This window comes from uncultured Sphaerotilus sp. (assembly GCF_963924895.1).
In the GTDB taxonomy this organism is placed as follows: Bacteria; Pseudomonadota; Gammaproteobacteria; order Burkholderiales; family Burkholderiaceae_C; genus Sphaerotilus.
In genome coordinates this window covers 54,081-74,100 of sequence record NZ_CAWURG010000015.1, presented here as the reverse complement: position 1 = coordinate 74,100, position 20,020 = coordinate 54,081, and the positions used below count along the sequence as shown (strand labels likewise).

The following is a 20,020-nucleotide window of genomic DNA, read 5'->3' as shown; positions in this document are numbered from 1 at the left end:
GAGGGTGTGTTCGGTTCTACGCCGGTTCGAGAATGTGTTTCGTCGGGCAGCAGGACCCGCTGGACAAGCCCACCGTGGACCCCATGGCTGGCTCATCTGGTGAGACTGTTCGACGCGACAAGATCTAAACCTATATTGCGTGGAATCGATGCTGAACAAGACAACTCGACTCCTGGGGCTGGTGGCCCTGGGTGTGCTGACAGGGTGCGGTGGTGGTGGTGGCGGTGCAGCGGCTCCGGTGGCTGAGCCGACCGCGACGGTGATGACCAAGCTGCAGACCAGCGGTGCCTTGCTGTCGCTGGACCGCTCCACGGCGCTCGCTGGTACCGATGCCAATGGCGATGGTGTGCGCGACGACGTCACGGCATGGATCGGCACCCAGGGCTACGCCGGGAATCTGCCGAAAGCGGCCGCCCAGCTGGCCAAGGCCTACCAGAGCGTGCTGACCGTGCCGCTGACGGATGACGCTGCCGTGCGTGCTGCACGACTCGCGTCCAGCGATGCGGTGGAATGCATCATGCAGAAGGCCCCTTCGATCGAAGCCGGCTACAAGGCCGTGGCTGATCTGCGCCGCGTGACGGTCAACACCGATGCCCGCGTCAAGGCCTATCTCTCGTATGTCGAGCTGGTCAATGACACGGTGGCCCGTGCACCTGAAGGAGACGGCTGTGTTTGATCGCCGCATTACCGATACCCATATCCGTTCCCTCGTCCGCCCGCTGACGGGCGCTGCCCTGGGCTTGGTGGCTGCCAGCACGCTGGGCGTCGCGCAGGCGGCCTCGACGATCTGCGAACCCGATGGCGGCTACGTCGTCGCGTACTACAACGGCACCTTCTCGATGCCCGAGGATGCCGACGCCCAGCGTGCCGCGCTGCGCATCGCGCGCCATGGCAAGTACTCTGGTGCCCCCGAGACCGCGACGACCGCCTCCGGCAAGGCCGAGCCGGTCCGCTACGAAACCTTCTACAGCACCGCCGGCACCGCCAGCGGCGCGTCCGAGTCGCGCTTCCAGTCGGTGGCGGCGGAATACCGCAAGCTGCTGGACGGCGCGCTGACCCAGAACTGGGAATACTTCTGGGACATGGCGGCAGGCAACATCGACAGCTGGTCGGTGCTGGCGGCCAAGGCCGGTGACTCCCGCTTCCTCGCGATCACCTCGGCTTTCCCGTCCACGGTCACCAGCCTGGCGACGGCGGCAAAGACGGCCCTGCAGACCGAGCTGGACAGCAGCAACACCACGCTGGCGGCGCGCCAGATGGCCCGTGCCCAGGCGCTCTACACCGAGCGCCAGAAGCTGCTGATGGTGTCCGTTGCCTCCTCGCAGGGTGCGCTGTTCGCGAACAAGGCGTTTGCCAAGCTGGGTGTGACCGACTCGTCGGTGGCCCGCCATGAACTGGCGGCGCTGCCAGCGGACGCGGTCAAGACGGCGCTCACGACCAACATGGCGGCCTTGACCATTCCGACGCCCGCCAGCAATCAAGGGTTCTTCACGGCGACGTTGTCGTGGACGGTGCCGGCGACTGGCGCTTATGGCACAGGTTCGGACGGCAAGGCACTGGTCAATGACTTCGACCTGCATGTCATCGAGCCGACTCCGCCGGTCACGGGTGACAACTACGTCCAGTGGGTCCACTTCTCGGCGACAGGCGATCCGGGCAAGGGCGGCGGCGGCGAAATCTCGAAGCAGGGCTACGCAGGCTTTCTCGACAAGGACGGCAAGGGCACCTCGGCCACCGACACCGGACCGGAGCACTACTACGCCTCGTGCGATGCCGGCAAGCTGCTGGAAGGCTCCTACTGGGTGGCGATCACGAAGGTGCGCGCCCAGATCCCCGAGCGGACCTTCGTAACGCTGCAGATCGCGACGGCCAAGGAGGGTGAGGTGTATTCGCACACCTTCAACTACGCCGCCATTGCCGACTTCCAGCAGCAGACCAAGCTGACCTTCCCGGTCAAGGTGGTGCTGAAGAAGAATGCCGATGGCACCTGGGCCAAGCCGGAAGTGACACCTTACAGCCCGGTTGCCGCTTACGACACCACCGGATTGCCGAACTTCGCGCTCTGATCCGACCCGATCGGACCCCAAGAAGCCGCAGTGATGCGGCTTTTTTCATGGGCCGAAGGTTCGGGCTGCCGGCGTGGTGCCGTGCGCTCAGAGTTCCTGGTCCAGCGCCCGCGCCACGCCCAGCAGCGCCGGCGACACACTGGCGTCGATCACGAACACCGGCATCTGCGCCAGATAGGCCTGGAAGCGGCCCTTGGCCTCGAAGCGCTGGCGGAAGTCCGAGCGGTCGAAGGCCTCTCCCAGCCGCGGCACGATGCCGCCGCCGATGTAGACCCCGCCCAGCGCGCCCAGCGTCAGCGCCAGATTGCCGGCCACGCTGCCCAGCAGCGCGCAGAAGTGCGCCACCGCCTCGGCGCAGCGGGTGCAGCTGGCCGCCAGCGCGCGTGCGGTGACGTCGGCCGGGCTGAGTGCTTCCGGCACCGCGCCATCGAGCGTGCACACCGCGTCGTACAGCGCCACCAGCCCGGCGCCGCTCAGCGCCCGCTCCGACGAAGCGTGGCCGTAGCGCTGGGCCAGCAGGGCGATCAGCGCGGCTTCGCGTTCATTGGTCGCTGGCAGCGTGACGTGACCGCCTTCGCCCGCCAGCGCCACCCATTGCGCGCCCGCAGGCAGCAGTCCGGACACGCCCAGCCCGGTTCCCGCTCCGATCAGCGCCATCGGGGCCTGCGCCCGGGCTGCGCCGCCGCCCACCTGCCGCAACTCGTGCGGCTGGAGCGAGGGCAGCGAGAGCGCCAGCGCCGTGAAATCGTTGATCACCACCAGCCGCTGCAACCCGAGTTCCGCCTGCAGGCCCGAGATCGAGAACTGCCAGTGGTGGTTGGTCATGCGCACCTCGTCCCCGGTGATCGGGTTGGCGATGCCCATGCCCATGGAGCCCGGCTGGCTCCGGCCGAGTCCGGCCAGGTAGGCGCGTACCGCATCGGCGAGCGTGGCGTGGTCGGCGCAGGGCAGGGTGCGCACGGCGTCGATGGCCGCGCCTTCCTCGGCGATCCAGCCGAAGCGGGCGTTGGTGCCGCCGACGTCGGCCACGAGACGGGGGAAGGGCGAGCGTGTGGTCATGGCAGGCAGAGGGCGAAGAGGGACGTTCCATGGAGATCGGGGCCCAGGCGGAGCGGCTGGACCCACAAGCGCCGACGGCGCGCATCGTAGCGCGCCGTCGGTTTCTCGCCTACTTCAATCCGTCAGTCGGCGAGGCGCTTCTGGCTCTCGGCGTCGAACAGGTGCACGTCGTGCGTGCCCCAGCTGAGGTTCACCTTGTCGCCGACCTGGTGCAGCACCTTGCCCGGTGCGCGCACGACCAGCATCCCCGCCGCCGTCTTGACGCTGACGTAGGTTTCCGGACCCGTCGGCTCCAGCATCGTGATCTCGCCGGCCACGCCGGTCGCGCTGCTGTCCGCGAAGTTCAGTGCCTCGGGGCGCAGGCCGTAGATCAGCTTCTGGCCCGGCTTGACGGCGGCCCGCTGCGCCGCGCTGACCGGCAGCGTCACGCCATTGGCGACCACCCCTTGCGCGCTGCCCTGCACCTGCACCATGTTCATGGCCGGCGAGCCGATGAACTCGGCGACGAACACCGTGGCCGGGCGGGCGTAGATGTCGTCCGGCGAGCCGAACTGCAGCACCACGCCGTCCTTCATCACCGCGATGCGGTCGCCCAGCGTCATGGCTTCGACCTGGTCGTGGGTCACGTAGACGGTGGTCGTCTTGGTGCGCTGGTGCAGCAGCTTGATCTCGGCGCGCATCTCGACGCGCAGCTTGGCGTCGAGGTTGGACAGCGGCTCGTCGAACAGGAACAGCAGCGGATCGCGGGCCAGCGCCCGGCCCATCGCCACACGCTGGCGCTGACCACCGGAGAGCGCGCCCGGCTTGCGGTGCAGCAGGTGCTCGATCTGCAGCATCTTGGCCACGCGGGCCACGGCCTTCTCGCGCTCGGGCTTGGGCACCTTGCGCATCTCCAGACCGAAGGCGATGTTCTCGGCCACGTTCATGTTCGGGTAGAGCGCGTAGCTCTGGAACACCATGGCGATGTCGCGGTTCTTCGGCAGCTCGTGGGTGACGTCGCGGTCACCGATGTGGATGGTGCCGGAGGTGGGGGAGTCGAGGCCGGCGATCATCGACAGCAGCGTCGACTTGCCGCAGCCGGACGGCCCGACCAGGATCAGGAACTCGCCCTTGTCGATCTCGAGGTCGATGCCCTTGAGGATGTTCGTCTCGCCGTAGCTCTTGCGGACGTTGCGGATGGAAAGTGCGCCCATGATGAATAAGTCCTCTTAACCCTTGACGGCGCCGGCGGTCAGGCCACGCACGAAATACTTGCCCGCGACGACATAAACAAACAGCGTCGGCAGCGCGGCGATCATCGCGGCGGCCATGTCGACGTTGTATTCCTTGACCGAGCTGGAGGTGTTGGCCAGGTTGTTCAGGCCCACCGTGATCGGCTTGGAGTCCGCGCCGGAGAAGACGACCCCGAACAGGAAGTCGTTCCAGATGTTGGTGAACTGCCAGATCAGCGTGACGACCAGGATCGGCGCCGACAGCGGCAGCACGATGCGCCAGAAGATGCGGAAGAAGCCCGCGCCGTCCAGCATCGCCGCCTTGATCAGCTCGTCCGGCAGGCTCAGGTAGTAGTTGCGGAAGAACAGCGTGGTGGACGCCAGGCCCATCAGCACGTGGACGCAGACGAGGCTCCACACCGAGTCGGACAGGCCGATCCAGCCCAGCACCTGCGACATCGGCAGCAGCACCACCTGCAGCGGCATGAACACGCCGAACAGCATGAAGGAGAACAGCAGCTCGCTGCCCTTGAAGCGCCACTTCGTCAGCACGTAGCCGTTGAGCGCCCCGAGCGTGGTCGAGATTGCTACCGCCGGGATGATCATCGTCATCGAGTTCCAGAAGTAGGGCTGCAGGCCGCCGCAGTCGGTGCCGGTGCAGGCGGTGGACCAGGCCTTGCCCCAGGCGGCGAAGTTCAGGCCGGCGGGCAGCGACAGCAGGTTGCCGTTGCGGATCTCGGCCATGTCCTTCAGCGAGGTGGCCAGCATCACGTACAACGGCAGCAGGAAGAAGACCGCGAACAGCCCCAGCAGGGACCACAGAATCAGTCGGTGCAGATGTTTCATGGTGTTGTCCCCCGACTCAGCGGTCACGCGAGCGCAGCTCGCTGTAGAGATACGGCACGACGATCGCGGCCACCGTCGCCAGCATCACGGTCGCCGAGGCGGCGCCCAGGCCGATCTGTCCGCGGGTGAAGGCCATCGTGTACATGAAGGTCGCCGGCACGTCGGTCGCGAAACCCGGGCCACCGGCGGTCAGCGCCATCACCAGGTCGAAGCTCTTGATGGCGATGTGTGCCAGCACCATCAGCGTGCTGAAGAACACCGGCCGCATGCTCGGGATGACGATGCGCCAGTAGATGCGCGGCAGCGAGGCGCCGTCGATCTGGGCGGCCTTGATGATGGAGTCGTCGATGCCGCGCAGGCCGGCCAGGAACAGCGCCATCACGAAGCCCGCGCTCTGCCATACGCCGGCTATGACGACGGTGTAGATCGCGTAATCCGGGTTGACGAGCCAGTCGAAGCTGAAATTCGGGAAGCCCCAGCCGTGCATCAGGTGCTCGATGCCCAGGCCGGGGTTCAGGATCCACTTCCATGCGGTACCCGTGACGATGAAGCTCAGGGCCATCGGGTAGAGGTAGACGGTGCGCAGCACGCCTTCGGCGCGGATCTTCTGGTCCAGCAGGATCGCCAGCAGCAGGCCGACCGCCATCGAGAAACCGATGAACAGCGTCGAGAAGATGCCCAGGTTCTTGAGCGCGACCATCCAGCGCTCGGATTCGAACAGCAGCGTGTACTGGTGCAGTCCGACAAATTCGTAGTTCGGCAGCAGGCGCGAGGCGGATACCGACAGGTAGCCGTTCCAGGCGATCAAGCCGTAGATGAAGAGGAAGGAGAGGAGGAAACTGGGCGCCAGAACGATCCGGGGCAGCCAGTGGTCCAGACGCGCAGCGGCGCTAGGGGAGGCCATGTCGTGTGTCCCGCAGGTGCAAACGAAACCACCGGCTTGTCAGGGCCGGTGGTTCAGAGGGAGGCCGCCACAAGTGACGGCCGATCCGGCTTACTTGGTCTGGGCGGCCGTGGCGATCTTGGCCATGGCGTCAGCGGCGGTCATCTTGTCGCTGTTCCAGTACTGGCTGACCGCGTCCTGGATCGCGCCAGCGGCAGCCGAAGGAACCGCCATGCCGTGGGCGACGGACGGCACCAGCGCGCCGGTCTTGGCGGTCTCGACGAAGTCCTTGGACGACAGCTTGGCGCAGTCGTCGAACTTGGCCAGGTCCATGTTCAGGCGAACCGGGATCGAGCCCTTGTTCAGGTTGAACACTTCCTGGAAGTCGGTCGACATGATCGCGGCGGCCAGATCCTTCTGGGCCTTCACGTTGTTGTCGTTCTTCAGCTTGAACATGGCGAAGGAGTCCACGTTGAAGGTGAAGGCCTTGGCGGTGCCCGGAGCGGCGGCGCAGACGAAGTCCTTGCCCGGCACCTTGCCGGCGGCGATGAACTCGCCCTTGGCCCAGTCACCCATCAGCTGCATGCCGGCTTCGCCCTTGATGACCATCGCGGTCGCCAGGTTCCAGTCACGGCCCGGGGCGTTCTTGTCGGTGTAGCTGTGGACCTTCTTGAAGGTCGTCAGCACCTTTTCCATGGTCGCGCTCTTCAGCGTGGCCGGGTCGAGCTGCACGAAGGCCTTCTTGTAGAACTCGGCACCACCGACACCCAGCGCGACGCTTTCGAAGGTGGTGAAGTCCTGCCAGTTCTGGCCGCCGTGGGCGATGGGGATGATGCCGGCCTTCTTCAGGGCTTCGGCGGCGACGAAGAACTCGTCCCAGTTGGTCGGGACCTTGGCACCGGCCTTCTTGAACGCTTCCGGGTTGGCCCACAGCCAGTTCACGCGGTGCACGTTGACCGGTGCGGCGATGTAGTTGCCCTTGTACTTCATGACGTTGGCGACCACCGGGGGCAGCAGGCTGTCCCACTTCTCGGCCTTGGCCACGTCGTCGATGTTGGCCAGCACGCCTTCGGCAGCCCACTCTTGCAGCGACGGGCCCTTGATCTGGGCCGCGGCCGGGGCATTGCCCGACACGACGCGCGACTTCAGCACCGTCATGGCCGAATCACCACCACCGCCAGCGACCGCGAAGTCCTTCCACGTGTGGCCCTTGGCCTGCAGCGTGGCCTTCAGCGCGGACGCTGCCTTGGCTTCGCCACCCGAGGTCCACCAGTGCAGCACTTCGACCTCACCCGCCTGCGACAGGCCAGCAACGGTCAGGCCAGCCACGACCGCCAGCAGCGTGCGGGCGTGGGCGGGGCGGCGGGTCATCTCCAACTTTTTCATATGCACTCCGGAATCAATCATGGGTGAGGGTGTGAACGAGGCTGAAGATTAATAACAGTTTAAAAAATTAACAGTAGGTGAAATCCCTGAATGGACACGGTGGACACGGGTCCGCTTTTCCGACCTAGGCGGCCGGCAGTCGGATGTCCACCCGCAGCCCCTTCGGCTGCCGAGATGCCACGCTGACCCGGCCACGGTGCCGCTCGACGATCTCCTTCACGATGGCCAGTCCCAGTCCGCAGCCACGCCCCTCGTTCGTGCCGCGGAAGAAGCGGTCGAAGACCTGCGCGTGCAGCTGCGGAGGCAGGCCGGGGCCGGTGTCGTCGACCTCGATCACGGCCGTGCGGGGCTGGTCGCTGCCGGCGGCGGGCTCTTCCCGGACCCGCACGGTGATCTCGCTGCCCCGTCCGGCGTAGCGGATGGCGTTGTCGATCACATTAACAATAGCTTCACGGATTAACAACGCATTGCCTTCGATCGTCAGGGCGGGTTCGGGGCGGTCGTCGTCCTGGCCGGCATCGTCCAGCCCGAGGTCGATGCCGTCGTTCAGGGCGCGCGGGACCAGTTCGGCCGTGAGGTCCTGCACCAGCCGGCGCAGGTCGAAGCGGCTGCGGCCGAGCGTGGCCAGCGACTCCGGCTCGGCCCGGGCCAGCGTGAGCAGCTGGGTGACGAGGTGGGCGCTGCGGGTGGCGCTCTCGCGCACCATCTCCAGCCGGGCGCGCAGGGCGGGGTCGGTGGTTTCCTTCAGCGCGAGTTCGGACTGGCTCTTCAGCCCAGCCAGCGGCGTGCGCAACTGGTGGGCGGCATCGCTGATGAAGCGCCGCTGCTCCACCACCGAGGCGTGCACGGCCGCCAGCAGCGTGTTGACCGCGGCCGCGAGGTCGCGCACCTCCTCGGGCGCCGACTCCAGCTCGATCGGCGCCAGATCGTTCGGCCCGCGCCCGCTGACCGCCTCGCGCAGACGTGCCAGCGGCGCGAGGCCCGTGCGCACGCCGGCCCACACCAGCCCGGACATGGCCAGCATCAGCAGCGACAGGGGCAGCACGGTATCGATGAGGATATCGCGGGCCAGCGCCTCGCGGCTGACCCGGCTCTTGGCCACCTGCACCATCATCTGGCGCTGCTGGCTCGGATCGCCATAGTCCAGCAGGATGGCCGCGACCCGCACCTGCACCGTGCCTTCCGGTGTCTCGACCTGGCCGTCGTAGAAGGTGGGGCGATCGGGTCGCAGCGTGTCGGCGTCGCGGGGTGGTGGCAGCTTGTGGTTGCCCAGGATGAACTCGCCGGGCGGGCTGCTGACCATGTAGTAGATGCGGTCGTCCGGGTCGGCCTCAATGATGTCCTTGGCCGCGCGGGGGAAGTCGACGAACAGTCCGCTGTCGATCGGCTTGACCTGCCGGGCCAGTGCGCGCGAGGACAGGTAGAGCCCGTGGTCATTGGCCCGGTCGGCGTAGCGCACGGCGACGTTGTAGGTCACGGCGGCGGCCGCCAGCCACAGCACGAGCTGCGGCAGCAGCAGCCAGGCCAGCAGGTGCCGGCGCAGCGAGCGGCCGCCGGGCGAGACCACCGGCAGCCGGTTGAGCAGGGGTTGGAGCAGGTTCAGCATGGCAGCGCAGTGTCGCCGCGATGCAAGCACCGCTGGCGTTCAGTCCTGTGTTTCGAGCAGGTAACCCAGCCCGCGCACGGTGCGGATGCCCACGCCGGAGCCTTCGAGCTTGCGGCGCAGGCGGTGGATGTAGACCTCCAGCGAACTGGGGCCACCACTTTCGGAGACATCGGTGGACCAGGCCTGCGCGATCTGCTCCTTGGTGATGACCTTGCGGCGCTGGCTCAGCAGCAGATCCAGCAGCAGCCATTCCCGCGGTGACAGGTCCACCGGCTGGCCGGCGATGGTCACCCGGCGGGCATCGCGGTCGAACTGGAGCTGGCCGACCATCAGCGCGTCGACGGGCTCGGCGGGTGCACCCGCTGGCGGTGGGGGCTGGCTGCGGCGCAGCACGGCACGGATGCGCGCTTCGAGTTCGGGGAAGTCGAAGGGCTTGGTCAGGTAGTCGTCCGCTCCGGCGTTCAGGCCGGCGACGCGGTTGTGCAGGCCGTCCAGCGCCGTGAGGATGAGCAGCGGCATGGCGGGCTTGGCGGCCCGCACCCGCTGCACCACCGTCAGCCCGTCGATCAGCGGCAGGCCGATGTCGATGATGCCGACGTCGAAGGCCTGCCGCGTCAGCAGGTACTCCGCCACGGCGCCGTTGTCGGCCACCTCGACGTCAAAGCCCGCCGCACGCAGGTTGGCACCCAGCGCGTCAGCGAGGATGGCGTCGTCTTCGGCGAGCAGGGCGCGCATGTCGGATCTCGGTGAAGGTGACTCAGGGTGACTCAGGTACCGCCCGAGCCGACCATGACGTGGTTATAGCCGCCGTCAGCGTAGCTGAGAGCAAGTTCGGCGCCTTCTTGGTGGCACGCCTTCGCGATGCCATACGCGTTCGAGCGATTCGACAACAGGCTGGTGATCAAAAGGCGCTTGCCTGCGAGAAAACCCATGGACTCTTCGAGGTGTGCATCTAATGTCGAAGTGGGTGCGCTGGTGATCAGTGTTCGAAACAACGGATTCTCGCACGCACCAGCGGGGCCGGTGGGCAGTGGTTGCCCGCGAGGCCCGGGTCGGGTATCATCACGTTTTCGCTAAAACGCTGAATGGGCGGAGGAATCCAGCCCATTTTTTTTGCTTGAACCGCCGCAAGGCACCGGAAGGAGCGCGGCAGCCGGCTGGCGTGACAGCATGACGCATGACGAAAGTCGTGTTCATTGTTGTTGCGTGGCTAAGAGGCTGCCGTTTGTACTGCATTGATGAACTGGCAGCAGGCTGTCGAACGCACCGTGACCGGATTGGGCTACGACCTCGTGGATTGCGAGCGTGGCCTTCGGGGGTTGCTGTGCGTCTATATCGACCGAATGCCCGACGTCGTCTATCCGACCGGGCCGGGCGAATTCGTTACCGTGGAAGATTGCGAGCAGGTGACCCGCCAGCTCCAGCGCGTGCTGGAAGTGGAGGGTTGCGATTACGAGCGGCTCGAAGTGTCTTCCCCGGGTCTGGACCGGCCGCTCAGGCGGCTGGACGCCTTTGTGCGGTTTGCAGGGTCGGAGATCGATCTGACGCTCAAGGTGGTTTTCCAGGGACGCAAGAAATACCGCGGCGTGTTGCGCGTGGTGGGCGACGACCCTGCTGCAGGTCTCGAGCTGGTTTTCCATGAAGGCAAGGAAAGTCACGTGCTGGGGTTTGTGCTCGATGAGGTCCGTGATGCCCGGCTGGTGCCGGTGGTGGATTTCAAGGGGCGCAGCCGGCGAGACACGGCGGCGGGCGGGGCGACACAGGAATCCGGAGGTCACGAAGAATGAACCGCGAACTGTTGATGCTGGTGGAAGCGATCTCGCGTGAGAAAAACGTGGATCGTGAAGTCGTGTTTGGTGCCGTCGAGTTGGCACTGGCATCGGCCACCAAGAAACTCTATGAAGGCGAAGTCGATATCCGTGTCGCGATCGATCGCGAATCGGGTGCCTACGAGACTTTCCGTCGCTGGCACGTCGTGCCGGACGAAGCGGGTCTGCAGCAGGCCGAAGCCGAAATCCTGCACTTCGAGGCCAAGGAACAGATCGACGACATCGACGTGGGCGACTACCTCGAAGAGGCGGTCGAGTCCGTGCCCATCGGCCGGATCGGTGCGCAGGCGGCCAAGCAGGTCATCCTGCAGAAGATCCGTGACGCCGAGCGCGAGCAGCTGCTGAACGATTTCCTGTCGCGTGGCGACAAGATCTTCACCGGCACGGTCAAGCGTCTCGACAAGGGCGATCTCATCATCGAGAGCGGCCGTGTCGAAGGGCGCCTGAAGCGCAGCGAGCTGATCCCGAAGGAAAACCTGCGCAGCGGCGACCGCGTGCGGGCCATGATGATCGAGATCGACCCGACGCTGCGTGGCCCGCAGATCGTGCTGTCGCGCTCGGCACCGTCCTTCATGATCGAGCTGTTCCGCCAGGAAGTGCCCGAGATCGAACAAGGTCTGCTGGAGATCAAGAGCTGCGCCCGTGACCCGGGTTCGCGCGCCAAGATCGCGGTCGTCTCCTACGACAAGCGCGTCGATCCCATCGGCACCTGTGTCGGTGTGCGCGGCTCGCGGGTCAACGGCGTGACCAACGAACTCGCCGGCGAGCGGGTGGACATCGTGCTGTGGTCGGAAGATCCGGCGCAGTTCGTCATCGGCGCGCTGGCGCCGGCGAACGTCCAGTCCATCGTGGTGGACGAAGAGAAACACGCCATGGACGTGGTGGTGGACGAGGAGAACCTCGCCATCGCCATCGGCCGCGGCGGCCAGAACGTGCGGCTCGCCTCCGAGCTGACCGGCTGGCGCATCAATATCATGACCGCCGAGGAATCGGTGGCCAAGCAGGCTCAGGAGAGCGACGGCATCCGCAAGCTCTTCGTCGACAGGCTCGACGTGGATGAAGAGGTTGCCGACATCCTGATCGCCGAAGGCTTCACCAGTCTCGAAGAAGTGGCCTATGTGCCGATTCAGGAGATGCTGGAAATTGAATCCTTTGACGAAGAGACGGTGCAGGAATTGCGGACCCGCGCCAAGAACGTGCTGTTGACGATGGAAATCGCCAAGGAAGAGCGCGTCGAGGAAGTCACCCAGGACTTGCGCGATGTGGAGGGGGTGACCCCCGAACTGATCGCCAAGCTGTCCGAAGGCGGTGTCCACACCCGCGATGATCTGGCCGATCTCGCCGTGGATGAGCTGACGGAAATGACGGGCATCGACGAAGCGGCGGCCAAGGCCCTGATCATGAAGGCCCGTGAACACTGGTTCACCGCCTGAACGCTCACTCTGTCCGACCCGACCGCACACGACGCACGTCCCAAGGAAACAAACACATGGCTGTGACCACCGTTGCCCAGTTCGCTGCCGAACTCAAAAGTTCGGTATCGACTGTGCTCGAGCAACTTCAACACGCCGGCGTGAGCAAGGGGTCCGATCTGGATCCCTTGACCGAGGCAGACAAGGAACGCCTGCTGGCCTACCTTCGCACCTCGCACGGCACGGTTGGCGGAGATCGCAAGAAGATCACGCTGACCAAGAAGTCCACCAGCGAGATCAAGCAGGCTGATGCCTCGGGCAAGGCCCGCACGATCCAGGTGGAAGTACGCAAGAAGCGCACCTTCGTCAAGCGTGATGACTTCGTCTCGGGTGCTGCGGCGTCGGATGCGCTGGCCGCTGGTGAGTTGGAAGAAGTCGAGTCTCCCGCAGGTGAAGCTGCCGGCGTCGAGATCGACGCCGAGGCGCAACGTCGCCAGGCCGAGGCTGCTGCCGAGGCCGAGCGCCAGGCGAACGAAGCCCGTGCCCGCCAGGAAGCCGCGGAACGTGCGGCGGCCGAGGCTGCTGCCGAAGCCGCCCGTGTCGCTGCCGCCGAAGCCGCAGCCCGCGAGGCCGCAGAGCGTGAAGCCGCTGCCCGTGCGCAGGCCGCTGTCGTGGTGAGCGACGCCGATCTGGCCGCTCAGGCCCAAGCGGCCAAGGATGCGCAAGCCCGCGAGACCCATGCCCGCACCCGTGCCGAGGCGCAAGCCCGTGCAGCGGCTGAAGTCGCTGCGCTGAACGCAGCGGCCGATGCGCGCCGCCGTGGCAATGGTCCGGCTGGTGCCCGTCGCGGTGCTGCTGCGCCTGCGGTCGCCGCTCCGGTCGCTGCTGTGGCAGAGCCGGCGCCCGTCGCCGTGGAGGCTCCGGCGCTGGTCGTGGCGGAAGCTGCGCCGGTCGCCGCACCGGTGGTGGCGGTCGAAAAGACTGCGCCGCAGGCTGCTGCCCGCGCCCCGGGCGTGCCGATGCCGGTGCCGCCGCGTGGTGTCGCCCCGACGCCGGCACCCGTTGCCGTGACGCCGGTGCGTGGTGTCCAGGCGCCGTCCCTGCCTGGAGCCGGTGCACGGGTCGTCAAGGCCGCGGATGTCGTTGCCGGTGATGCCCAGCGCCAGGTCGAACAGGACCGCCGCCGCAAGGCCGCCGAGGCCGAGGCCGCTGCCATTCGCGACATGATGTCGCGCAAGAGCAAGGTGCTGGTCGCCAAGAAGCCCGAAGAGCCGAAGCCGGCCGCTGTCGCACCCGCTGCGGCCGCCGCTGCCGGCAAGGATGGCATCAAGGGCACCATCCACCGTCCGAAGCCCGGTACCCCCGGCGCGCCGGGCACGACGACCGCTGCCAAGCCGGGCGAAAAGCCGGGTGACAAGAAGGCCGTCAAGTCCGAGAAGCTCTCGTCGAGCTGGGCCGATGACGCTGCCAAGAAGCGCGCTGCCGCCAAGGGCGGGCGCACTGATCCGCCGCGTCCGGGTGGTGGCACCGCTTGGCGTGGTCCCGCAGGTCGTTCGGGTGGTCGCCGTGGCGAACGCCATGACAACAGCAACGAACGTTTTGCACCGCAGGTCGAAGTCCAGATCCACGAAGTCCATGTGCCCGAAACCATCTCGGTGGCCGATCTGGCGCACAAGATGTCGGTCAAGGCTTCCGAGGTCATCAAGCAATTGATGAAGCTGGGTCAGATGGTCACCATCAACCAGCAGCTGGACCAGGAAACGGCCATGATCCTCGTCGAGGAAATGGGCCACAAGGCCTTCGCTGCCAAGCTGGACGATCCGGATGCCTTCCTCGAAGAGGAAAACGCAGCCGAGGCGGGCGAATCCCTGCCGCGTCCCCCGGTGGTCACCGTCATGGGTCACGTCGACCACGGCAAGACCTCGCTGCTCGACTACATCCGCACCACCCGTGTCGCCATGGGCGAAGCCGGTGGCATCACGCAGCACATCGGCGCCTACCACGTCGAGACCGAGCGTGGCGTGATCACCTTCCTCGACACCCCGGGCCACGAAGCCTTCACGGCCATGCGTGCCCGCGGTGCCAAGGCGACGGACATCGTCATCCTGGTGGTGGCGGCGGACGACGGCGTGATGCCGCAGACCAAGGAAGCCATCCACCACGCCAAGGCGGCGGGTGTGCCGATCGTGGTCGCGATCAACAAGATCGACAAGCCCGATTCGAACCTCGAGCGCGTCAAGAGCGAACTGGTCGCCGAGGGCGTGATTCCGGAAGAGTTCGGCGGTGAAGCGCCGTTCTGTCTGGTATCGGCCAAGACCGGCCAGGGCATCGACGCCCTGCTGGAGCAGGTGCTGCTGCAGGCGGAAGTGCTGGAACTGCGCGCACCGGTCGCCGCACTCGCCAAGGGCCTCGTGATCGAAGCCCGTCTGGACAAGGGCCGCGGCCCGGTCGCGACGGTGCTGATCCAGTCCGGCACGCTCAAGCGCGGTGACGCCGTGCTGGCGGGTCAGAGCTATGGCCGCGTGCGTGCCATGCTCGACGAGAACGGCAAGGCGTGCCAGGAAGCTGGTCCGTCGATCCCGGTGGAAATCCAGGGTCTGACCGAAGTGCCGCGTGCAGGTGACGAGTTCATGGTGCTGATCGATGAGCGGCGTGCCCGCGAAATCGCCACCTTCCGCCAGGGCAAGTACCGCGAAGTGAACCTGAACAAGCGTCAGGCCGCCAAGCTCGAAAACCTCTTCGACGGCATGGGCCAGGGCGCAGCGCAGATGCTGCCGCTGATCATCAAGGCCGACGTGCAGGGTTCGCAGGAGGCACTGGCCACCTCGCTGCTCAAGCTGTCGACCGACGAGGTCAAGGTCCAGATCGTGCACGCGGCGGTGGGCGGCATCAGCGAGTCGGACGTCAATCTGGCGATCGCCTCGAAGGCCGTCATCATCGGCTTCAACACCCGGGCAGATGCCGGCGCGCGCAAGCTCGCCGACAACAACGGGGTGGATCTGCGCTACTACAACATCATTTACGACGCGGTCGACGAGATCAAGGCGGCCATGTCGGGAATGCTGGCTCCGGAGCAGCGCGAAGAGGCCATCGGTTCCGCCGAAATCCGCACGGTGTTTGTGGCCACCAAGATCGGTACCATTGCAGGTTCGATGGTCACCTCCGGTCTGGTGCGTCGCAATTGCAAGTTCCGCCTGCTGCGTCAGAACATCGTCATCTACACCGGCGAAGTCGATTCGATCCGCCGCCTGAAGGACGATGTGAAGGAAGTCAAGGAAGGCTTCGAGTGCGGTATCAAGCTCAAGAACTACACCGACATCGCTGAAGGCGACCAGCTGGAGTTCTTCGAGATCAAGGAAGTGGCGCGTACGCTGTAAGGCTTCGCTCCTGCGTTCCGGGCCCCGACGATGTGTCGGGGCCTCGTTGTTTTTCCGTGTGACTTCTTCCATGCGACACAAGCGTTCCATTCCCAACCGCAGCTTCCGGGTGGCCGACCAGATCCAGCGCGATGTGGCCGAGCTGATCCGCGACCTCAAGGATCCGCGCATCGGCATGGTCACGATCAGCGCCGTGGACATCACGCCGGACTATGCGCATGCCCGCATCCGTTTCTCGGTGCTGACCGGCGAAGTCAGCGAGACCGAAGTGGCGCTCAACGAGGCGGCTGGTTTCCTGCGCAACGGCCTGTTCAAGCGGCTGCAGATCCACACCGTGCCGACGCTGCACTTCCATTTCGACCGCACCACCGAACGTGCGGCGGAACTGAGCGCGCTGATCACCCTGGCCAATTCGCAGCGCGTTCCCGACGACGCTCCGGTGGACGCTGCGGTGGATGGCGAACCGAAAGACGACGCCAGCCAATGAGTGCCGACGTGACCCCGGTGGCTGCTGAAGTGGCGGCCCCGATGCCTCCACGCGTGCGCATCCAGCGCCGCGCGGTGCATGGCGTGCTGCTGCTCGACAAGCCCATCGGCCTGTCGAGCAACGACGCCCTGCAGAAGGTCAAGCGCCTGTTCCGCGCCGAGAAGGCGGGGCACACCGGCACGCTCGACCCGCTGGCAACCGGCCTGCTGCCGATCTGCTTCGGTGCGGCCACCAAGTTCTCGCAGGTGAGCCTGGAGGCCGACAAGGGCTACCGGGCAACGCTACACCTCGGTCAGCGTACCGTCGGCGGCGACCGCGAAGGCGAGGTGATCGAGGAGCGCCCGGTGCAGGTGGACCGCGCGTTGATCGACCTGGCCTGCGCGCGTTTCACGGGTCTGATCTCGCAACTGCCGCCGATGCAGTCGGCGCTCAAGCACAACGGCAAGGCGCTCTACGAGTACGCCCGTGCCGGGATCACCATCGAGCGCCAGCCGCGGCAAGTCACGATTCACCGCATTGACTTCATCGCGTGGCAGGCTGACCGGCCGGAAACGCTGGTGATCGATGTGCTGTGCACCAAGGGCACCTACATCCGCACGCTGGCCGAGGACATCGGTGAAGCGCTCGGCTGTGGCGCCCACCTAGCCGGACTGCGGCGCATCGCCAGCGGTCCGGTCGATCTGCGCGGCTCGGTCACGCTCGACGCCCTCACGGCGATGAGCGAGGCCGAGCGCGATGCACGGGTGCTGCCCGTCGATGTGCTGCTGTCGGACTGGCCGGCGGTGCATCTGAGCCCTGAAGACGCCGGTCGTTTCCTCTCGGGCATGCGCCGCCGCACGGGTCAAGCCGATGCCGAGCGCGTGCGTGTCTACGGTCCCGACGGTCGCGCCCTGCTGGGCAGCGCCCACATCACGGCTGGCGAGTTGATCGCCGATCGGCTCCTGAGCCCTCTTGAAGTCCAGGCCCTGCAGCCGTCCTGAATCCTCAAACCTGAACGATCCGAACGGCCAGCCCCCTGGCGTACAACCCCATGACCAAGCAAATCCGCAACATCGCCATCATCGCCCACGTCGACCATGGCAAGACCACCCTGGTGGACCAACTCCTGCGCCAGAGCGGCACCTTCGCCGACCATGAAAAGGTCGTCGACTGCGTGATGGACAACAACGCGATCGAAAAAGAACGCGGCATCACCATCCTGGCCAAGAACTGCGCCGTGAGCTGGGAAGGCACGCACATCAACATCGTCGACACCCCGGGCCACGCCGACTTCGGCGGTGAGGTCGAGCGCGCGCTGTCGATGGTCGACGGCGTGGTGCTGCTGATCGACGCCCAGGAAGGCCCGATGCCGCAGACGCGCTTCGTGACCAAGAAGGCGCTTGCGCTGGGTCTGAAGCCGATCGTCGTGGTGAACAAGGTCGACAAGCCGGGCGCGAAGCCGGACGCCGTCATCAACGCCGCGTTCGACCTGTTCGACAAGCTCGGCGCCACCGACGAGCAGCTCGACTTCCCCGTCGTCTATGCCTCGGGCATCAACGGCTGGGCCTCGCTGGAAGAAGGCGCACCGGGCGAGCAGTGGGGCCCCGACATGTCGGCCCTGTTCAACACGGTGCTCAAGCACGTGCCGGCCAACGAGGGTGACCCGACGGCGCCGCTGCAGCTGCAGATCTCCTCGCTCGACTACTCCACGTTCGTGGGCCGCATCGGCGTGGGCCGCGTGAGCCAGGGCACCATCAAGCCGTCCATGGACGTGCTGGTGATGGAAGGCCCGGACGGCAACACCATCAAGGGCCGCATCAACCAGGTGCTGACCTTCCACGGTCTCGACCGTGTGCAGACCACTGAAGCCGGCCCCGGCGACATCGTGCTGATCAACGGCATCGAAGGCATCGGCATCGGGGTGACCATCACCGACCCGATCAACCCCGCACCGCTGCCGATGCTCAAGATCGACGAGCCGACGCTGACGATGAACTTCTGCGTCAACACCAGCCCGCTGGCTGGCCGCGAAGGCAAGTACGTCACCAGCCGCCAGATCTGGGACCGCCTGCAGAAGGAACTCCAGTCCAACGTCGCGCTGCGCGTCAAGGAAACCGACGAAGACGGCATCTTCGAAGTGATGGGCCGGGGCGAACTGCACCTGACCATCCTGCTGGAAAACATGCGCCGCGAAGGCTACGAGCTGGCCGTGTCGAAGCCGCGCGTGGTGTTCCAGGAAATCAACGGCGAGAAGTGCGAGCCGATCGAGCTGGTCACCGCCGACGTCGAAGAGCAGCACCAGGGCGGCGTGATGCAGGCCATGGGCGAGCGCAAGGGCGAGCTGGTCAACATGGTGCCGGACGGCCGTGGCCGCGTGCGCCTGGAATACCGCATTCCGGCGCGAGGTCTGATCGGGTTCTCGAACGAGTTCCTGAACCTGACCCGTGGTTCGGGCCTGATCGCCAACATCTTCGAAGGCTACGAGCCGCACAAGGGCGACATCGCCAGCCGCAAGAACGGCGTGCTGATCTCGATGGACGCCGGTGAAATCTTCACCTACGCGCTGGGCAAGCTCGACGACCGTGGCCGCATGTTCGTGAAGCCGAACGATCCCGTCTACGAAGGCATGATCGTCGGCATCCACAGCCGCGACAACGATCTGGTCGTGAACGCCACGCGCACCAAGCAGCTCACGAACTTCCGTGTCTCCGGCAAGGAAGACGCCACGAAGATCACGCCCCCGATCGAGCTGTCGCTGGAATACGGCGTCGAGTTCATCGAGGACGACGAGCTGGTCGAGATCACCCCGAAGTCGATCCGCCTGCGCAAGCGCTTCCTGGCCGAGCACGAGCGCAAGCGCGCTGCCCGTTCCTGATCGACGACTGACCGACTGATCGCTTAGTCGTTAGTCGTTGTGCAGACCGAGCCCCGGAATTCCGCCGGGGCTTTTTTCATGGACGAAGGAAATCCCATGTCGCACCTGCGTGCGGTGTCGCTGATGGTGCTGGTCACGCTGCTGTGGAGCACGGCCGGCGTGGTCAGCCGCCATCTGGAGGCGGCCCAGAGTTTCGAGGTCACGTTCTGGCGCAGCGGCTTCAATGCCGTGGGGCTGGCGGTGGCGCTGTCGGCGCTGCGCGGCCCCGCGCTGTGGCGCGGACTGCTGCGGTCGCCGCGGGCGGTCTGGGTGTCGGGTGCCTGCTGGGCGGTGATGTTCACGGCCTTCATGGTGGCGCTGACGATGACGCGGGTGGCCAATGTGCTGGTGACCATGGCGATCGGACCGCTGGTGACGGCGCTGTTCGCGCGGCTGTTCCTGCACCACCGGCTGCCGGCGCGCACCTGGGTGGCGATCGCGGTGGCCGGGGCGGGCATTGCGTGGATGTTCGGCCACGAGGTGCAGGCCGCCGATGCGCGCAGCCTGCTGGGCATGGCGGTGGCGCTGGCCGTGCCGCTGGCGGCGGCCATCAACTTCACTGTGCTGCAGCACATCTCGCACGGCGAGGTGGCGGGCGAGTCGCAGGACATGCTGCCGGCGGTGCTGATCGGCGCCTTGCTCTCGGCGCTGTGCACGCTGCCGCTGGCCTGGCCGCTGCAGGCCTCCGCGCACGATCTCGTGCTGCTGGCCGGGCTGGGCGTGTTCCAGCTCGCGCTGCCGTGCCTGCTGGTGGTCGGGTTGACGCGCATCCTGCCGGCACCGGAAATCGCGCTGCTCGGGCTGCTGGAAGTCGTGTTCGGTGTGCTCTGGGCGTGGATCGGCGCGGGCGAGGCGCCGGGTCCGACCGCGCTGACCGGAGGCGCGCTCGTGCTGGGTGCCCTGATCGCCAATGAGCTGATCGCACTGCGGAGCCGGCCGGCTAGGATGGCTGCATGATCCACTCC

The 20,020-nt window shown here is 66.3% G+C and carries 16 protein-coding genes and 1 pseudogene; 9 read left to right on the top strand and 8 right to left on the bottom strand.

All coding sequences use genetic code 11. From position 1 onward, the window contains the following. Positions 1 to 148 precede the first annotated feature (148 nt). Both AABN02_RS06385 and AABN02_RS06380 read left to right on the top strand, forming a co-directional pair. Positions 149 to 676, top strand: coding sequence for a hypothetical protein (locus tag AABN02_RS06385; RefSeq protein WP_338414086.1), 528 nt, complete (start codon positions 149 to 151; stop codon positions 674 to 676). Continuing rightward, positions 669 to 2,066: a hypothetical protein gene (locus tag AABN02_RS06380; RefSeq protein WP_338414085.1), complete on the top strand. Its 1,398-nt coding sequence runs from the start codon at positions 669 to 671 to the stop codon at positions 2,064 to 2,066. Before AABN02_RS06385 ends, AABN02_RS06380 begins: the two co-directional genes overlap by 8 nt. A gap of 87 nt (positions 2,067 to 2,153) precedes the next feature. Here the strand turns inward: AABN02_RS06380 and AABN02_RS06375 are convergent, their stop codons facing one another. From AABN02_RS06375 to AABN02_RS06340, 8 genes and pseudogenes are all read right to left on the bottom strand, one after another. Further along, complete coding sequence (locus tag AABN02_RS06375) at positions 2,154 to 3,125, bottom strand: glucokinase (RefSeq protein WP_338414084.1); 972 nt, start codon at positions 3,123 to 3,125, stop codon at positions 2,154 to 2,156. 122 nt (positions 3,126 to 3,247) lie between these two features. After that, positions 3,248 to 4,318 carry a sn-glycerol-3-phosphate ABC transporter ATP-binding protein UgpC gene (ugpC, locus tag AABN02_RS06370; protein ID WP_338414083.1) on the bottom strand — a complete coding sequence of 357 codons (1,071 nt, stop codon included), beginning with the start codon at positions 4,316 to 4,318 and terminating at the stop codon, positions 3,248 to 3,250. Between the two features lie 15 nt (positions 4,319 to 4,333). Further along, complete coding sequence (locus AABN02_RS06365) at positions 4,334 to 5,182, bottom strand: carbohydrate ABC transporter permease (RefSeq protein WP_338414082.1); 849 nt, start codon at positions 5,180 to 5,182, stop codon at positions 4,334 to 4,336. Positions 5,183 to 5,198: 16 nt separating this feature from the next. After that, positions 5,199 to 6,086, bottom strand: coding sequence for a sugar ABC transporter permease (locus AABN02_RS06360; RefSeq protein ID WP_338414081.1), 888 nt, complete (start codon positions 6,084 to 6,086; stop codon positions 5,199 to 5,201). A gap of 90 nt (positions 6,087 to 6,176) precedes the next feature. Then, positions 6,177 to 7,436, bottom strand: a complete 1,260-nt coding sequence (locus AABN02_RS06355) for an ABC transporter substrate-binding protein (RefSeq protein WP_338414080.1) — start codon at positions 7,434 to 7,436, stop codon at positions 6,177 to 6,179. A 139-nt stretch (positions 7,437 to 7,575) separates the two neighbouring features. Next, positions 7,576 to 9,057: a sensor histidine kinase gene (locus AABN02_RS06350; RefSeq protein WP_338414079.1), complete on the bottom strand. Its 1,482-nt coding sequence runs from the start codon at positions 9,055 to 9,057 to the stop codon at positions 7,576 to 7,578. A gap of 39 nt (positions 9,058 to 9,096) precedes the next feature. Further along, positions 9,097 to 9,792: a response regulator transcription factor gene (locus tag AABN02_RS06345; RefSeq protein WP_338414078.1), complete on the bottom strand. Its 696-nt coding sequence runs from the start codon at positions 9,790 to 9,792 to the stop codon at positions 9,097 to 9,099. Positions 9,793 to 9,872: 80 nt separating this feature from the next. After that, positions 9,873 to 9,989, bottom strand: a pseudogene (locus tag AABN02_RS06340) (enoyl-[acyl-carrier-protein] reductase FabI); the annotation flags it as partial. 306 nt (positions 9,990 to 10,295) lie between these two features. Between AABN02_RS06340 and rimP the strand changes: the two are divergent. From rimP to AABN02_RS06305, 7 genes are all read left to right on the top strand, one after another. After that, entirely contained in the window at positions 10,296 to 10,844 is a 549-nt protein-coding gene (gene rimP, locus AABN02_RS06335; RefSeq protein WP_338414077.1) for a ribosome maturation factor RimP, read from the top strand. Beyond that, positions 10,841 to 12,319 carry a transcription termination factor NusA gene (nusA, locus tag AABN02_RS06330; protein ID WP_338414076.1) on the top strand — a complete coding sequence of 493 codons (1,479 nt, stop codon included), beginning with the start codon at positions 10,841 to 10,843 and terminating at the stop codon, positions 12,317 to 12,319. The genes rimP and nusA overlap by 4 nt, the downstream gene beginning before the upstream one ends. Positions 12,320 to 12,375: 56 nt before the next feature. Then, on the top strand, positions 12,376 to 15,675 hold the full coding sequence (infB, locus tag AABN02_RS06325) for a translation initiation factor IF-2 (RefSeq protein WP_338414075.1): 3,300 nt from the start codon (positions 12,376 to 12,378) through the stop codon (positions 15,673 to 15,675). 70 nt (positions 15,676 to 15,745) lie between these two features. Further along, on the top strand, positions 15,746 to 16,162 hold the full coding sequence (rbfA, locus tag AABN02_RS06320; RefSeq protein WP_338414074.1) for a 30S ribosome-binding factor RbfA: 417 nt from the start codon (positions 15,746 to 15,748) through the stop codon (positions 16,160 to 16,162). Continuing rightward, positions 16,159 to 17,142, top strand: coding sequence for a tRNA pseudouridine(55) synthase TruB (gene truB / locus AABN02_RS06315; RefSeq protein ID WP_338414073.1), 984 nt, complete (start codon positions 16,159 to 16,161; stop codon positions 17,140 to 17,142). Before rbfA ends, truB begins: the two co-directional genes overlap by 4 nt. A gap of 50 nt (positions 17,143 to 17,192) precedes the next feature. Further along, on the top strand, positions 17,193 to 19,016 hold the full coding sequence (gene typA, locus AABN02_RS06310; protein WP_338414072.1) for a translational GTPase TypA: 1,824 nt from the start codon (positions 17,193 to 17,195) through the stop codon (positions 19,014 to 19,016). Positions 19,017 to 19,112: 96 nt separating this feature from the next. Beyond that, positions 19,113 to 20,012: a DMT family transporter gene (locus AABN02_RS06305; RefSeq protein WP_338414071.1), complete on the top strand. Its 900-nt coding sequence runs from the start codon at positions 19,113 to 19,115 to the stop codon at positions 20,010 to 20,012. Positions 20,013 to 20,020 lie beyond the last annotated feature (8 nt).

What these genes read in the sequence shown, in the direction of transcription:
- AABN02_RS06360 (WP_338414081.1), bottom strand. Translation starts at nt 6,086, where the DNA reads ATGGCCTCCCCTAGCGCCGCTGCGCGTCTGGACCACTGGCTGCCCCGG.
- AABN02_RS06345 (WP_338414078.1), bottom strand. Translation starts at nt 9,792, where the DNA reads ATGCGCGCCCTGCTCGCCGAAGACGACGCCATCCTCGCTGACGCGCTG.
- nusA (WP_338414076.1), top strand. Translation starts at nt 10,841, where the DNA reads ATGAACCGCGAACTGTTGATGCTGGTGGAAGCGATCTCGCGTGAGAAA.
- AABN02_RS06355 (WP_338414080.1), bottom strand. Translation starts at nt 7,436, where the DNA reads ATGACCCGCCGCCCCGCCCACGCCCGCACGCTGCTGGCGGTCGTGGCT.
- rimP (WP_338414077.1), top strand. Translation starts at nt 10,296, where the DNA reads ATGAACTGGCAGCAGGCTGTCGAACGCACCGTGACCGGATTGGGCTAC.
- AABN02_RS06365 (WP_338414082.1), bottom strand. Translation starts at nt 5,182, where the DNA reads ATGAAACATCTGCACCGACTGATTCTGTGGTCCCTGCTGGGGCTGTTC.
- truB (WP_338414073.1), top strand. Translation starts at nt 16,159, where the DNA reads ATGAGTGCCGACGTGACCCCGGTGGCTGCTGAAGTGGCGGCCCCGATG.
- AABN02_RS06350 (WP_338414079.1), bottom strand. Translation starts at nt 9,057, where the DNA reads ATGCTGAACCTGCTCCAACCCCTGCTCAACCGGCTGCCGGTGGTCTCG.
- infB (WP_338414075.1), top strand. Translation starts at nt 12,376, where the DNA reads ATGGCTGTGACCACCGTTGCCCAGTTCGCTGCCGAACTCAAAAGTTCG.
- rbfA (WP_338414074.1), top strand. Translation starts at nt 15,746, where the DNA reads ATGCGACACAAGCGTTCCATTCCCAACCGCAGCTTCCGGGTGGCCGAC.
- AABN02_RS06385 (WP_338414086.1), top strand. Translation starts at nt 149, where the DNA reads ATGCTGAACAAGACAACTCGACTCCTGGGGCTGGTGGCCCTGGGTGTG.
- ugpC (WP_338414083.1), bottom strand. Translation starts at nt 4,318, where the DNA reads ATGGGCGCACTTTCCATCCGCAACGTCCGCAAGAGCTACGGCGAGACG.
- typA (WP_338414072.1), top strand. Translation starts at nt 17,193, where the DNA reads ATGACCAAGCAAATCCGCAACATCGCCATCATCGCCCACGTCGACCAT.
- AABN02_RS06305 (WP_338414071.1), top strand. Translation starts at nt 19,113, where the DNA reads ATGTCGCACCTGCGTGCGGTGTCGCTGATGGTGCTGGTCACGCTGCTG.
- AABN02_RS06375 (WP_338414084.1), bottom strand. Translation starts at nt 3,125, where the DNA reads ATGACCACACGCTCGCCCTTCCCCCGTCTCGTGGCCGACGTCGGCGGC.